Origin of the sequence: Enterococcus sp. AZ109, from assembly GCF_051714625.1 — a bacterium.
Lineage (GTDB): Bacteria > Bacillota > Bacilli > Lactobacillales > Enterococcaceae > Enterococcus_A.
Map to the genome: position 1 here is coordinate 2,851,066 of NZ_JBIOSF010000001.1, position 14,377 is coordinate 2,865,442.

General features: G+C 41.1%; 13 protein-coding genes. 11 read left to right on the top strand and 2 right to left on the bottom strand.

Features of this window, described 5'->3' with window-relative positions:
• The first annotated feature begins 45 nt into the window (after window positions 1–45).
• The 11 genes from hisG to glyS all read left to right on the top strand — a co-directional run bounded on the left by hisG (window position 46) and on the right by glyS (window position 11,378).
• Complete coding sequence (hisG, locus tag IGI42_RS14030) at window positions 46–1,602, top strand: ATP phosphoribosyltransferase (protein WP_438716482.1); 1,557 nt, start codon at window positions 46–48, stop codon at window positions 1,600–1,602.
• Window positions 1,599–2,882 (top strand): histidinol dehydrogenase, encoded by a 1,284-nt coding sequence (gene hisD / locus IGI42_RS14035; RefSeq protein WP_438716483.1) that lies wholly within the window; start codon window positions 1,599–1,601, stop codon window positions 2,880–2,882. The genes hisG and hisD overlap by 4 nt, the downstream gene beginning before the upstream one ends.
• Window positions 2,879–3,931, top strand: coding sequence for a histidinol-phosphate transaminase (gene hisC, locus IGI42_RS14040; RefSeq protein WP_438716484.1), 1,053 nt, complete (start codon window positions 2,879–2,881; stop codon window positions 3,929–3,931). Before hisD ends, hisC begins: the two co-directional genes overlap by 4 nt.
• A 3-nt stretch (window positions 3,932–3,934) precedes the next feature.
• Window positions 3,935–4,528: an imidazoleglycerol-phosphate dehydratase HisB gene (gene hisB / locus IGI42_RS14045; RefSeq protein WP_438716485.1), complete on the top strand. Its 594-nt coding sequence runs from the start codon at window positions 3,935–3,937 to the stop codon at window positions 4,526–4,528.
• Window positions 4,529–4,542: 14 nt separating this feature from the next.
• Window positions 4,543–5,169, top strand: a complete 627-nt coding sequence (gene hisH / locus IGI42_RS14050) for an imidazole glycerol phosphate synthase subunit HisH (RefSeq protein ID WP_438716486.1) — start codon at window positions 4,543–4,545, stop codon at window positions 5,167–5,169.
• Complete coding sequence (gene hisA, locus IGI42_RS14055) at window positions 5,166–5,885, top strand: 1-(5-phosphoribosyl)-5-[(5-phosphoribosylamino)methylideneamino]imidazole-4-carboxamide isomerase (RefSeq protein WP_438716487.1); 720 nt, start codon at window positions 5,166–5,168, stop codon at window positions 5,883–5,885. The genes hisH and hisA overlap by 4 nt, the downstream gene beginning before the upstream one ends.
• Complete coding sequence (hisF, locus tag IGI42_RS14060) at window positions 5,885–6,643, top strand: imidazole glycerol phosphate synthase subunit HisF (RefSeq protein ID WP_438716488.1); 759 nt, start codon at window positions 5,885–5,887, stop codon at window positions 6,641–6,643. Before hisA ends, hisF begins: the two co-directional genes overlap by 1 nt.
• Window positions 6,644–6,655: 12 nt before the next feature.
• Window positions 6,656–7,291, top strand: coding sequence for a bifunctional phosphoribosyl-AMP cyclohydrolase/phosphoribosyl-ATP diphosphatase HisIE (hisIE, locus tag IGI42_RS14065; protein ID WP_438716489.1), 636 nt, complete (start codon window positions 6,656–6,658; stop codon window positions 7,289–7,291).
• 11 nt (window positions 7,292–7,302) lie between these two features.
• The gene (locus IGI42_RS14070; RefSeq protein WP_438716490.1) at window positions 7,303–8,127 is read left to right on the top strand and encodes a histidinol-phosphatase HisJ family protein; all 825 of its coding nucleotides are present in this window, start codon (window positions 7,303–7,305) and stop codon (window positions 8,125–8,127) included.
• Between the two features lie 280 nt (window positions 8,128–8,407).
• On the top strand, window positions 8,408–9,298 hold the full coding sequence (gene glyQ / locus IGI42_RS14075; RefSeq protein WP_438716491.1) for a glycine--tRNA ligase subunit alpha: 891 nt from the start codon (window positions 8,408–8,410) through the stop codon (window positions 9,296–9,298).
• 1 nt (window position 9,299) lies between these two features.
• Window positions 9,300–11,378, top strand: coding sequence for a glycine--tRNA ligase subunit beta (glyS, locus tag IGI42_RS14080; protein ID WP_438716492.1), 2,079 nt, complete (start codon window positions 9,300–9,302; stop codon window positions 11,376–11,378).
• A gap of 47 nt (window positions 11,379–11,425) precedes the next feature.
• Here the strand turns inward: glyS and IGI42_RS14085 are convergent, their stop codons facing one another.
• Window positions 11,426–12,367 (bottom strand): AEC family transporter, encoded by a 942-nt coding sequence (locus IGI42_RS14085; protein ID WP_438716493.1) that lies wholly within the window; start codon window positions 12,365–12,367, stop codon window positions 11,426–11,428.
• Window positions 12,368–12,444: 77 nt separating this feature from the next.
• Complete coding sequence (locus IGI42_RS14090; protein WP_438716494.1) at window positions 12,445–14,370, bottom strand: fructose-1,6-bisphosphatase; 1,926 nt, start codon at window positions 14,368–14,370, stop codon at window positions 12,445–12,447.
• Between the last annotated feature and the right edge of the window lie 7 nt (window positions 14,371–14,377).

Here is a 14,377-nt window from a genome sequence, read left to right on the forward strand (position 1 = left end):
AAACATAAACTTATTAGAATTTCATATTGAGAAGGAGTGGTATAGATGAAGGAGCTTTGGGATGTGTTGCGTCCAGAGGAACAAATCGAATTACAAATAAGAAGGTTGTACCAGGAGCATCATTTTCATCTATACCAGTTAAATAGTTTTGAAGAGTTTGAAGGCTATCAGCAACAGCGAAATTTTTTTAAAGATAGTACAATTATTACTTTTACCGGAAACGATGGCAGAACGATGGCACTGAAGCCAGATGTGACCATTTCAATTGTCAAAAATACACCTTCTGGCGAACGTCGCAAGGTCTATTATGTGGAAGATGTTTATCGTCAGGATCGCCAAGAAGGCGAATATCAGAAAATACGCCAAGTTGGTGTAGAGATTATTGATAATATTAGTCAAGAAGACGAATTGGAAGTATTACGTTTAGCTTGGAAGAGTCTGGCGTTAGTTGGCGAAGGGACATTGGACTTGTCCCATATGGGAATTATCAATGCGATTTGCGAACAATTTCCTATCGAAGAGCGACCACAAGTTATAAAGGCCTTACAACATAAGAGTTCCCATGCAATGGATGAGCTAACGACGAAATACAACTTGCCAGTAGAAGAAAGTGAAAATCTTGGGAAATTATTGCGTCTCTCTGGTAAATTTGAGCAATTTTATGAAAAGGCTCGCCGTCTATTATCGACATTGCCTAAAGCACAAGCGGCTTTAGATGAACTAAAGGAATTGCATGACAAGCTGACATCCGATCCAGAATTATCATCTTTAATTCGTTTGCGATTAGACTTTTCAATCATGAATGATGCGGATTATTATAGTGGATTATTGTTCCAAGGATTTATTAAAGCCTCTAAGGAAACAATATTACATGGTGGACGTTACGATCTATTGCTGAAGCGACAAGGAAAAAGTCAAGGTGCGATTGGTTTTGGAATGAAGCTTAATCACCTTGGAGAAAAAACGGCACCGAAGGAATCCGAGTATCTAAATATTGCATTACCAAAGGGTCGCATGGGAGATACGGTTTATCAGTTATTCACTAAAGCGGGGATTGCCAGCGAAGGGGTTTTTGAAGACAATCGCAAATTGATTTTTGTAGATGAAGAAAAGAAATTGCGCTTCTTTTTAGTGAAACCTAGTGATGTTGCGATTTATGTCGAACATGGGGCTGCAGATATTGGCGTAGTTGGTAAAGATATTTTGATGGAAAATTCTGCTCACGTCATTGAATTTTTGGATCTGAAGATGGGCGAATGCAAAATCGCAGTAGCTGCTTGCAATGATTTTGTTGAAGATGAAAGTCGTCCGTTACGAGTATCGACTAAATATTCCAATATAACGCGGGATTATTATGACGGTATTGGACGATCGATTGAGTTGATTGGTTTACATGGTTCGATTGAATTGGCGCCGTTGTTAGACTTATCAGATGTCATTGTTGATATCGTTGAAACAGGAACCACCTTAAAAGAGAATGATTTGAAGGTGATCCAAGATATCGCACCGTCATCAGCCCGCTTGATTATCAATCATGCAACTTGGCGTTTCAAACAAGCACGAATTCAAGAGGTTATTGAGAAAGTGAGGCAGGAAATTTGAAAATCTTTTCGACAGTAAAACACAGCAACAAAGAAATTTTAGCCCGTAAAATGTCTGAATCAGTGGATGTATCAGAAACAGTAGCTGGAATTTTAAAAAAAGTTAAAACGGGTGGAGACCAAGCGGTTAAGCAGTTAACGAAAGATATCGATGGCGTTGATTTAGCAGATTTACGTGTGCCAGCAGCAGATATTGCTGCAAGTACAAGCGAAATTTCAAAGGAATTATTGGCTGTTTTAGAACAAGCGAAAGAAAATATTACTGCCTTCCATGAAAAACAAATACGTCAGGGGTTTGTTTCGACTTCAGAACAAGGTGTCGTTATGGGACAGCGTATTATACCTTTGGATACTGTGGGAGTCTACGTGCCTGGCGGAACTGCCGCTTATCCAAGTACAGTACTAATGGATGTCTTACCGGCTAAAATTGCTGGAGTGAAACGAATTGTCATGATTACTCCACCTAGTAAAGAAGGAAAACTAGCGCCAGCGATCTTGGCGGCTGCTCAAATAGCCGGTGTCGATGAAATTTATCAAGTAGGTGGGGCACAAGGCGTTGCCGCATTAGCGTATGGAACGGAAACGATTCCAGCGGTTGATAAAATTGTCGGACCTGGAAATATCTATGTTGCAACGGCTAAACGAATGGTTTACGGATTAGTCGATATCGATATGATTGCCGGGCCAAGTGATGTATTGATCGTGGCTGATGATAGTGCCGATCCAGAATGGTTGGCGGCAGATTTAATCGCTCAAGCCGAACATGATCCATTGGCACAGGCGATCTTAGTGACCACTTCAGAAACGATGATTGATGAGGTAGCTCAAGCGGTCGACAAGCAGCTAGCTGACTTGCCAAGACAGGCAATCGCACAGCAGTCTTTAGACAATAATGGGAAATTGATTCTAGCACAGGATTTGGATGAAGCCATTGAGTTAGCCAATCAAGTTGCGCCTGAACATTTAGAATTAGCAGTGGATCAACCGTTTGCTCTATTAGGAAAAGTGAAGAATGCCGGAAGTGTCTTTTTAGGTCACTATACGCCTGAAGTATTAGGTGATTACTTTGCAGGACCAAACCATACATTGCCAACAGAAGGCACGGCGCGTTTTTATTCACCGCTATCAGTTGATGATTATGTAAAGAAAAGCAGCTATCTTTATTATACGCCAGAAGCATTGGAGGAAGCTGGACCATCTGTCGAGTTGTTTGCTAAAACGGAACACTTAGATGGACATGCTCGTTCCATGGCTATTCGTTTGAAGGGGGAAGACAAATGAATTTCTTACACTCAAAATACGCCCAGTTAGTGCCCTATACTCCGGGAGAGCAACCGAAGGAAAATAATTTCATCAAGTTGAATACCAATGAGAGCCCCTATGAACCAGCACCATCAGTTATGGAAGCAGTTAAGGAAGCCGCTCATACCTTGAACCGTTATTCAGATACAGCGGCTCGTATTGTAATAGAGCCCTTGGCTAAGCAGTTGGGTGTTCAAGGAGATCAAGTGATCTTGGGAAATGGTAGTGATGAAATCCTATCCTTTGTTTTTCAAGCCTTTACGGAAAAAGGGATGTCTTTCCCTGATGTAACTTATGGTTTTTATAGTATTTATTGTGATATGTATCAAGCGAAAGCGAATGTTGTTCCTTTAAAGGAAGATTTTTCTTTAGATTTAGCCGATTATGATGAGTTAGCTGGCACGGTGATCATTGCTAATCCGAATGCACCGACAGGCTTGCTACTTTCTTGTGAAACGATTTGCGACTTTTTAACTAAGCATCCGGATCGTTTGCTGGTGGTGGATGAAGCGTATATCGATTTTGGCGGGAAATCAATGGTTTCTTACATTGATCAATTTGATAATTTACTAGTTGTTGGAACTTTTTCTAAGTCTCGTCAGTTAGCGGGAGCTCGTTTAGGCTATGCGGTGGGAAATAGTCAATTGATTGAAAATCTAAACCGCATAAAATACAGTGTGAATCCTTATAACATCAACGCGATGACTCAAGCAGCAGGAGCAGCTGTACTAGCAGAACAAGCTTATGTAGACGATTGCATCAGTGAAACTATGGCTGTTCGGGAATGGAGTAAGCAAGAATTAAAACGACGTGGGTTTGAAATGACCGACAGTTATTGCAATTTCTTGTTTGCTAAACATCCTGCTATTGCAGGTGAAGAATTATTTGAAGCATTACGCAGGCAACAAATATTGGTCCGCTGGTTTAACCAACCGCGTATCAAAGATTATTTGCGAATTTCCATTGGGACAAAAGAACAAATGGAACGATTAATAGAAGTCTTGGACCAAATTTTGAAAAGGAGCTAACTCATGAGAAAAGCAGAAGTAACGCGCGACACGACCGAAACAAAAATTCAATTGCAATTAGAAATCGACGGGACTGGCCAACAAAAAATTAAAACCGGTGTTGGCTTTTTGGATCACATGCTTGAGCTGTTTACTCGGCATGGGCGCTTTGATTTGAACTTAGTTTGTGATGGAGATATAGAAGTAGATGCACACCATACAACAGAAGATGTAGGGATTGCAATTGGTCGAGCTTTTTCTGAAGCGTTAGGTGAACGACGGGGAATTAAACGTTATGGCAGTATGATGCTGCCAATGGATGAAGCATTAGTAATTACTGCCTTAGATATAAGTGGTCGCGGTATGGCGGTGGTTGAACTGGATATTCCAACTGAAAAGATTGGTCAACAATTTGATACAGAGTTAGTGGAAGAGTTCTTTATTGCCTTTGCTCGTGAATTAGGAGCAACGATTCATTTGCATCAAATTGCTGGAAAAAATAGTCATCATATTGTAGAAGCTTGTTTTAAAGGCTTTGGTCGAGCATTAGGTGAAGCTGTTATGATTAACGAAGCAGCTCCTGATGAAATTCCTTCAACTAAAGGAACAATTGTCTAGAAAGGGCGAGATGAATGATAGCAATTATAGATTATGGTGTCGGCAATTTATTCAGCCTAGCCCGTTCGTTAGAATATATTGGTGAAAAAAGTATCGTTACTCGAGATTTAAATATTCTAGAAGAAGCGGATCAAATTATTTTGCCAGGAGTAGGTGCTTTTGGCGATGCGATTGAAAAATTGGAACAGCTGGATTTGGTTGTGCCAATTCAAAAGCTGGCGGCCAGCGGCAAGCCTTTTTTGGGGATTTGTTTAGGAATGCAGCTGTTGTTTGAAACCAGCGAAGAGTTTGGCAGTTACAATGGCTTAGGTCTGATTCCAGGCAAAATTGTTTCTATGACAGAAGCTTTTCAAAATAAAAAAATTGATTTGAAGGTACCACAAATTGGCTGGAATGAACTAGAGGTATTAACTGACGAATGTCCATTGGTTCGTGATATTCAACAGGGAGATTACGTATACTATGTCCACAGCTTTTATGCAGCCGATTGTGAGGAGTCCTTAGTAGCAGTCAGTGATTATGGAGTGCAGGTTCCGGGCATCGTTCAGAAAAATAATGTCATGGGTACCCAATTTCATCCAGAAAAAAGCGGCGATGTCGGCTTGAAGATTCTCAAAGCATTTGCGGAGGTGGGAAAATGAAAATCTTTCCAGCAATCGATTTATTAGATCAAAAAGTAGTCCGTTTGTATCAAGGCGATTATGATCAACAAGAAATATTTGGTGACGATCCAGTAGCTTTTGCTAAATCATTTGAGGATGCGGGTGCTGAGTATCTGCATTTGGTTGATTTAGATGGTGCCAAAGCAGGTAGGTTGCATTATTTTGAAATTGCTAAGCAAATTGCCGAGCAAACCAACCTGTTTGTCGAAGTTGGCGGCGGCATTCGCGATGAAGCAACGATTCAGCATTGCTTAGACGCTGGTGTTAATCGGGTAATTTTGGGTACAATTGCTCAAAAAGATCCTGAGTTTACTAAGGAAATGCTAGCAAAGTACGGGGAACAAATTGCCATCGGTGTCGATGCTAAAGATGGCATGGTAGCAGTCGAAGGTTGGCTGGAAAAAACCGAAACCGATGCCTTTGAATTTTGTCAGCAGTTGAAAAGCTGGGGAGCTAAGACCATTATCTTTACCGAAATTTCTCGGGATGGTACTGGACAAGGCATCAATATTCCTTTGTATCAAAAATTGAATCAATTAGAGGTAGAGATTGTGGCTTCTGGCGGTGTGGCTAGTTTAGCAGATATTGAGCAATTAAAAGCGATAAATATCGGTGGAGCCATCGTCGGTAAATCTTTGTACAACGGCAGCTTGAAATTAGAAGACGTACTAGCAGCTGGCAAGGAGGAAAGTTAATGCTTGCAAAACGAATTATTCCTTGTTTAGATGTGCGGGATGGTCGAGTGGTCAAGGGCGTGAACTTTGCGGGATTGAAAGACGTGAATGATCCAGTTACTCTAGCACGCTTTTACAACGAACAAGGTGCGGATGAATTGGTCTTTTACGATATTACTGCTTCGGCTGAGGATCGTGGATTGTTTACCGATATTTTAGAAGCGGTGGCTTCTGAGGTATTTATTCCACTAACGGTCGGTGGTGGAATTAATGAAGTATCAGATTTCGAACGTGTTTTAAATTGTGGTGCGGATAAAGTTAGTGTGAATTCTGGTGCTTTGCGGAATCCTCAGCTAATTGAAGATGGTGCCAAGCGTTACGGTAGTCAATGTGTGGTTCTTTCGATTGATATTCGCAAAGTTGGCGAACAGTGGCGCGTTTTTGCTAAGGGCGGCCGGGAAGATACGGGGCTAGATGCTTTAGAATGGATTAAAAAAGGCGAAGCATTAGGTGCTGGTGAGCTGGTCATCAACAGTATGGATACTGATGGGGTGAAGCAAGGCTTTGATTTGCCGCTGCTAAAAGCGGTCAGTGAAATTACCTCATTACCAATCGTAGCTTCTGGTGGTGCTGGCAATAGTGAAGATTTCTATCATTTATTCCAACTGCCTAATATTGAAGCAGGGTTAGCAGCTTCGATTTTTCATTATGGCGAAGTGAAAATTCCTGATTTAAAACGTCAATTAGCAGAAAAAGCAATTCCAATGCGGATTGTCTAGAGGAGGAAACAAATGGAACTGAAATTTGATAAACAAGGATTAATTCCGGTAATTGTTCAGGATGCGCAAACCGATCAAGTCTTAACTTTAGCTTATATGAACCAAGAAAGTTTGGAACTAACCTTGAAGGATCGCTTGATGACTTTTTATTCTCGTAGCCGCCAAGAATTATGGCGTAAAGGAGAAACCAGTGGGAATTATCAGCACTTAGTCTCTTTAACGGCTGATTGTGATCAGGATGCGTTAGTGGCGAAAGTCCAAAAAGATGGTCCAGCCTGTCATACTGGTACCGAAAGCTGCTTTACTGAAATACTTTTTGGTGATGAGACCAAGGAACAGGTGCAGCTAGCTGATTTGTATCAATTAATCAAGGGACGTAAAACCGAACCTAAAGAAGGCAGTTATACTAGCTACTTATTTGAAAAAGGCTTAGAAAAGATTTTGAAGAAAATCGGTGAAGAATCTACCGAGGTGGTGATCGGTGCAATGAAAGCTGATCGCCAGGAAACCATTTTTGAAGCAGCAGATTTAACCTATCATATGCTGGTTTTATTAGTAGAGATGGGGATCACGGTGGAAGAAGTGCAACAGGAATTGTCCAAACGGCATGTCGTTGATCATAAGGTGAAGCAAGAAACGTTAAAATAGGGGGAAGTTTAATGTTCTATTCAAACGCGCATACCCACAGCACATGGTGTGATGGCAAGGATTCATTGCTAGCTGTAGCTGAGGCGGCAATTCAAATCGGCTTTACAGATATTGGCTTTACGGGTCATTCCTCGGCACCATTTGATCCTTCTTGTCCTGGGGTATCAGACGAAGTCGGGTATCAAAAAGAGGTTCACGGACTACAAGAGCAGTTTAAGGATTATTTGACGATCAGCTTAGGGTTGGAATGGGATTATTATAGCCCGCAACCTCATGAAGGTTATGACTATTTTGTCGGTTCGGTGCACTATTTCCCACCGCGGGCTGGTGTTTATCGTTCAGTGGATGAAAGTCCTGAGAGTCTGATGCAGACGTTGCAGGAATGGTATGGTGGTGATAAGCTGCGGATGGTGCAGGATTATTACAACACGGTAGTGACTCATATTAAGGAGCACCAGCCCAAAATTGTCGGGCATTTTGATTTGATCACCAAGTTTAATGAAAAGGCACATTGGTTGGACGATACGAGCAGTGCTTACCAAAAAATTGCTTTGCAGGCGTTGGATGATGTGATTGATGTGGTTCAGACTTACGATGGACTAGTTGAAGTGAATACAGGCGCTATCTCCCGCAACTGGCGCACGCAGCCTTATCCTGACTGCTTCTTATTACAGCAGCTACAATTACGGGAGTGTCCAGTGATTATTACCAGTGATAGTCATGAAGCAACGACCTTAAATTATCATTTCAAAGAAACCAAAGAACTCTTAGAGTCATTAGGATTTACCTCTACGGTTCAATTGAAAGACGGCAAGTTTCAAAAAATTCCCTTTTAAGTCAATTACGATTTGACAAAACAGGGGTAAAGTCGCTATTATAGTAGCAAGTTGAATAGGTGCGTTGAGCAAAAAAAGAAATTCATCCCTCAATTAAGCGAGTCTGGGTTAGTGGAAGCCGGATATGACATGAATCTTCGCAGGCGTTTGTGAGCACAGTAGTTTAAAGCTGCCAAGTTCTTTACTTGGAAGTAGGGTGGAACCGCGTTAATACGTCCCTATGTCTATTGCAGACATAGGGACTTTTTTCATGCTTTAGAAAAATCAAGGAGGAAAACAAATGAGTAAACGATCCATGCAAGATATCATTTTGACATTGCAAAAATTTTGGTCCGAAAATGGCTGTATGCTGATGCAAGCCTACGACACGGAAAAAGGGGCCGGCACGATGAGTCCTTACACGTTCTTGAGAGCGATTGGACCTGAGCCTTGGCGGGCAGCGTATGTGGAACCGTCACGTCGTCCAGCGGATGGTCGATACGGAGAAAATCCCAACCGTTTGTATCAACATCATCAATTTCAAGTGGTTATGAAGCCATCGCCGGAAAATATTCAAGAGCTTTACTTAGATAGCCTGCGTTTATTAGGTATCGATCCTTTGGAACATGATATTCGTTTTGTAGAAGACAACTGGGAAAACCCATCCATGGGCTGCGCAGGATTAGGTTGGGAAGTTTGGCTAGATGGAATGGAAATTACCCAATTTACGTATTTCCAACAAGTTGGTGGTTTACCTTGTCATCCTGTAACTGCAGAATTGACTTATGGCTTGGAACGCTTAGCTTCTTACATTCAAGAAGTGGAAAGTGTATATGATCTGCAATGGTCTAATGAAGTAAAATATGGGGAAATCTTCAAACAACCTGAGTTTGAGCATTCAAAATATTCTTTTGAAGTCAGTGACCAAAACATGCTGTTGGAAAACTTTGATAAATTTGAAAAAGAAGCCCAACGTTGTATTGACGAAAATCTAGTGCATCCAGCATATGATTACATTTTAAAATGTAGCCACACCTTTAACTTATTGGATGCCCGGGGAGCAGTTTCTGTTACTGAACGGGCTGGTTACTTAGCACGTATCCGGAACATGGCACGGGCGGTTGCAAAAATCTTTGTTGCTGAACGGGAAAAATTAGGATTCCCACTGTTAAACCAAGAGGAGGGCAAATAAGATGGCAAAAGATCTATTACTGGAAATTGGCTTGGAAGAAATGCCTGCCCATGTGGTTTGGCCTAGCAGCAAGCAATTAGAAGAACGAGTAGTTAAATTTTTAGAAGAAAACAGCTTAACCTACGATTCAGTAGAAAGCTTCTCTACGCCAAGACGTCTAGGCATTCGAGTAACAAATATTCCAGATCGTCAAGAGGATGTTCAAGAAGAAGTCAAAGGGCCAGCGAAGAAAATTGCTCAGGATGCTGAGGGTAACTGGAGCAAAGCGGCTGAAGGCTTTGTTCGTGGACAAGGATTGAGTACTGATGCGATTACTTTCCGTGAGCTTAACGGCGTGGAATATGTGTATGTGACGAAATATATCCACGGTAAAGAAAGCAAAGAAGTGCTGACTCAATTGGACAAAGTGATCACTAGCATGACCTTCCCAGTAACGATGCACTGGGGCAGCACCACTTTTGAGTACATTCGCCCAATTCACTGGATTGTCGCTTTATTAGATGACGAAGTGATTCCTTTTGAAATTCTAGATGTGAAAACAGGTCGGGAAAGCCGTGGACATCGTTTCTTGGGAGACAATCCAGTAATCAATGAGCCAAAAGAATACGAAGAAAAATTAAAAGAACAATTTGTCATTGCTAGTGGCGTGGAACGTCAACAAATGATTATCGACCAAATCAATCAATTAGCCGAAGAAAACAAATGGCAAATTGACTTGGATGCGGACTTATTGGAGGAAGTAACGAATTTAGTCGAATACCCAACCGCTTTTGTGGGCGACTACGAAGAACGTTTCTTATCTGTACCAGAAGAAGTACTAGTAACTTCCATGAAGGAACACCAACGCTACTTTGACGTACGTAACCAAGCAGGTATGTTATTGCCACATTTCATTTCTGTGCGAAACGGAAATAATGTGAAGCTGGATAACGTGATCAAAGGAAACCAAAAAGTTTTAACCGCTCGTTTGGAAGATGCCGACTTTTTCTATGAAGAGGACAAGAAGTTATCGATTGATGCGTGTGTCGAAAAGCTGAAAAATGTTACCTTCCATGAAAAAATCGGCAGTATCTACGAAAAAATGCAACGAGTGGGCAAAATCAGCCAATTAATTGGGAAGCAAGTTGGTTTAAGTGATGAAGAGTTAGTGGATTTGCAGCGAGCTTCTGAAATTTACAAATTCGATTTAGTGACTAATATGGTGGGCGAATTTCCTGAATTGCAAGGAATTATGGGTGAAAAATATGCGCTATTACAAGGGGAAAACCCTGCAGTAGCTCAAGCAGTTCGCGAACATTACATGCCAATTTCGGCAGAAGGTGATTTGCCTGAATCAACCGTTGGTGCGGTCTTAGCTGTTGCTGATAAGATGGACAGCATACTAGCCTTCTTCGCAATGGAAATGATTCCTAGTGGATCAAATGATCCGTATGCACTCCGTCGTCAGACTTACGGAATTGTTCGTATTATTGAAAACAAAGGCTGGAGCTTCCCGTTCCACAAAGTACAACGAGTAATTTCTGAAGCGATTAATGCCGATGAAGCTAGCTTTGGTATTCATTTTAATCAAGATCAGCAAGCCTTGGTGGACTTCTTCAAAGGACGTTTACGCCAACGCCTGCAACTGCAAAATATTCGTCATGACTTGATTGATGCCGTCTTGGCTTCAAAACAAGATGATTTAACCCAAATCTTTGAAGCAGCGCGTATTTTTGGTCAACATGCCAAAGACGGCGATTTCAAAGAATCAATGGAAGCTTTAACTCGCGTAATTAACTTAGCGAAGAAAGTCACTCCAGAAGCAGTCAGTCAAAATGTTGATCCAACGTTGTTTGAAAATGACAGCGAAAAAGAATTGTTTGCTGCTGTTAAATCTGCTCGCGATCAGTTTGGGGAGCAGTCAATGGCTGAAAACTATCAAATGCTGGCAAATCTGCGTCCGGTTATCGAACGTTACTTTAACGAAACGATGGTTATGGCGGAAGATGAGAAGGTCCGCAACAATCGCCTAACCCAATTGGCGCAAATAGCCGACATGGCTGAAGCTTTAGCAAGTATCGACAAGATTATTACCAAATAGCAAAAAATAACTCCTCCAGGCCCAAGTAGTCTGAAGGAGTTTTTACATTATAAAATTAGTTTCAACAGGAGTGGGATATAAGCTAGATACAAAAGTACCGAGTAACCTAGTGAAGAAGCGGCGTATTCTTGATCCCCGCCATATGAACGAGCTAAGATTGGCACTGAGTTTTGCACCGGCATAGCAGCCTGGATGATGAACACCGACAACATCAATTCCGGTACATGAATCCATTGACCCAATAGCCAGACAATCAACGGTGATAATATATAGCGTCCTACTAGTACCCCTACGATATCCTTGTTCAATTTAAGATTCTTAATCCCAACATTGTAAACAATAATCCCGATAACGAACATGGATAATGGCGTGGTCAGATTTCCTAAATAAGAAAAAAAGGTAGCAGCCTCGTCTGGCATAGGCAAGCTCAGCAAGACCCAACCAATACCGATTAGAAAACCTAATAAAGCGGGTGAAAAGATTTTCTTCAACACTTGCAACGGGTGAAAATGAACCGTTGCCTGTTCGATTTGCGGATGATCTTTAGCAATTAAGTAAATCCCCAAAGTCCAAAACAAAGTTGTATTTACAATGTAATACAGTAGCACATATGGGACCGATTTTTCACCAAAGATCGCTAAGTTAATGGGCAGCCCGATAAAAATAGTATTGGAACAGGTAAACATGGTAGCAAATGCGCCGCGGCGTCCTTCAGAAATCTTAAATAGCTTCACATAGAAATAACTGATAGCAAAGGTCAGCAGCATAGAAATTAATGGAATAATCATTCCACTGAATAATTGCAAAAATTCTTCCCGAGAAAAGTTTTTAGTAATATTTAAAAACATGTTACAAGGGAGGGCGATTTGCAGTACCAGCTTGGAAAAGACATCACCAACCTGGTTTGTGAACCATTGCTTATAGGTTAGAAAGTAGCCCATAAACATCAAAGCGAAAATTAAAAATATATTGATATACGCAGATAGCATCAAAAACACCTCGTTTCAACTATACCGAAAAAAGCCTCTTCCAACAAGCAGAATTGGAAAGAGGCTTGAAAATTTTCTCAGTTTTTTTGATATTGCAGTAGGCCTGTTAAGTTTTCAATCTGCTCTTCAATACTTAAACCGACCGTGGTGTCTTTAATTAAGATACGCGTAAGTTCTTGATCAATGACTTTTTTCAGAGAAGTTTGGTCGGCTTGTTTTTCCAGCAAGTTCTCCACTGAGGTGAAAGGTTCGTGAGTCACTAATTGAAACCCATAAGAATTATTCAATAAAGAGTAGCCAGCAATACCGGTGGTTTTTTGATAAGCTTTAGAAAGTCCGCCATCTATAACGAACAGCATGCCTTCACCTTTAATCGGAGATTCTCCGCCTTTAACTTTAACTGGCGTATGCCCATTAATGATACGCGAAGCTGGAGAATATAAACCGAATTCTTCTAAAATCATCTCACAAATTTCTTGCTTGTCCCGGAAAGAGTAATAGCTGTTCTTCACTTCCACGTGGGTTTTCTTATCGGCAACAAAGTAACGCTCAAAAGTAGTCATGGCACTTTTGCCAAATTGTGGCGAAATTTTCCCGCTCCAGCAATACCAAATCCAGTCAGCATGGGCATTATCTTTTTTCTGATTAGTGCAACCTAAGCGGATGTGTTCTTCGAAAAATTCCAGCAGCTTCTTTCCTTCGTAGGATTGATCGTTTACCTTTAACGGTAAAAAATTTCCGGCTTCATCCAGCGGGATACATCCGTGGAATAAAAGGTGCTGATTATAGACCAAGTACATGGAACCTTTGTCCAAGAGAAAGTTCATATGTTCCTGCATCTTAGTAGATTGTTGGAAAGAATCCATCAGCATGTCTACCACATAGTATTCTTGCTCTGTGAGAGCATAAGGGTCCTTCTGCAGCGTTTGGAAGCAACTTCCCTGTAACGGATAGGTTTCGCCGTTTAAATCGATTGTATTGGCCTGCAAATCGATTTGATCGAATAATAAGCGGTCCTCCATCTCAAACTCAGGGTGGCGTTTGATTAGCTGGCCTTCTAATTTAAATTGTAAAATCGATAGTGCCTGATGTACTTTTTCCATCGTATCTAGGCTTTCGATGGAATAGTCTGAACTACAGTTTTTCTCTTTAGGAGTGAAAAAAGGATTTTTCTGATAATGCTCCTCCGCATACATAAATAGCGGTCGTAAGTTCAAAGCATAAGCATGTTCAATTTCATAAAGATAGTTGTAACGAGCCGCAATTCTCAATAAAGTCATTAAACAGGCACGCGAACCGCCATAAGCACCCATCCATAAAATGTCGTGGTTGCCCCATTGGACATCGACAGAAGGTTGTTGGCACAAACGGTCCATAATCTTATCAGCTGCTGGTCCCCGATCGTAGATGTCGCCAACTACATGTAAATGGTCCAACACTAGGCGCTGAATGCTGTAACACAAAGCAATGATGAATGGGTCTCCTTGTTCCAACTCCAAAAGGTGGGACATGACTTGATCAAAATAATTTGCTTTATCGCGATAATTTGTATCCGTGTACATTAGTTCTTCGATTATGTAGGCATATTGTTTTGGCAACGCCTTTCTTACTTTTGAACGCGTATATTTGGTTGCTGAATAACTCAATAACTCTAGTAATTGGCGGATTTTTTTGCGATACCAGGAATAATCCTTGTGATCAAAAAAGTGTTCACTAGCTAATGCTTCGCGAGGATAAGCTACTAAAATTGTCAGCTTATCCTTTTCATGTGTGGTTAAGCGATCTTGAAATAGATCACTGATCTTTTCTTTAATATTTCCGGCTCCAGTGCGCAGGATGTGGTTGAAGGCATCATACTCACCGTGAATATCGCTGACGTATAATTCTGTCCCTTTTGGCAAGTGCATGATCGCTTCAAGATTGATTAATTCAGTCAAGATTGCTTCTTTGGTATTGAATTCTTTTTCCAGCATTTTGTAATATTTATCACGGGTTGACAGCATAAATTCC

Coding starts and splice junctions, on each gene's coding strand:
- hisG (WP_438716482.1), top strand. CDS start 46: ATGAAGGAGCTTTGGGATGTGTTGCGTCCAGAGGAACAAATCGAATTA.
- hisC (WP_438716484.1), top strand. CDS start 2,879: ATGAATTTCTTACACTCAAAATACGCCCAGTTAGTGCCCTATACTCCG.
- hisB (WP_438716485.1), top strand. CDS start 3,935: ATGAGAAAAGCAGAAGTAACGCGCGACACGACCGAAACAAAAATTCAA.
- hisH (WP_438716486.1), top strand. CDS start 4,543: ATGATAGCAATTATAGATTATGGTGTCGGCAATTTATTCAGCCTAGCC.
- hisA (WP_438716487.1), top strand. CDS start 5,166: ATGAAAATCTTTCCAGCAATCGATTTATTAGATCAAAAAGTAGTCCGT.
- hisF (WP_438716488.1), top strand. CDS start 5,885: ATGCTTGCAAAACGAATTATTCCTTGTTTAGATGTGCGGGATGGTCGA.
- hisIE (WP_438716489.1), top strand. CDS start 6,656: ATGGAACTGAAATTTGATAAACAAGGATTAATTCCGGTAATTGTTCAG.
- IGI42_RS14070 (WP_438716490.1), top strand. CDS start 7,303: ATGTTCTATTCAAACGCGCATACCCACAGCACATGGTGTGATGGCAAG.
- glyQ (WP_438716491.1), top strand. CDS start 8,408: ATGAGTAAACGATCCATGCAAGATATCATTTTGACATTGCAAAAATTT.
- glyS (WP_438716492.1), top strand. CDS start 9,300: ATGGCAAAAGATCTATTACTGGAAATTGGCTTGGAAGAAATGCCTGCC.
- IGI42_RS14085 (WP_438716493.1), bottom strand. CDS start 12,367: ATGCTATCTGCGTATATCAATATATTTTTAATTTTCGCTTTGATGTTT.
- IGI42_RS14090 (WP_438716494.1), bottom strand. CDS start 14,370: ATGCTGTCAACCCGTGATAAATATTACAAAATGCTGGAAAAAGAATTC.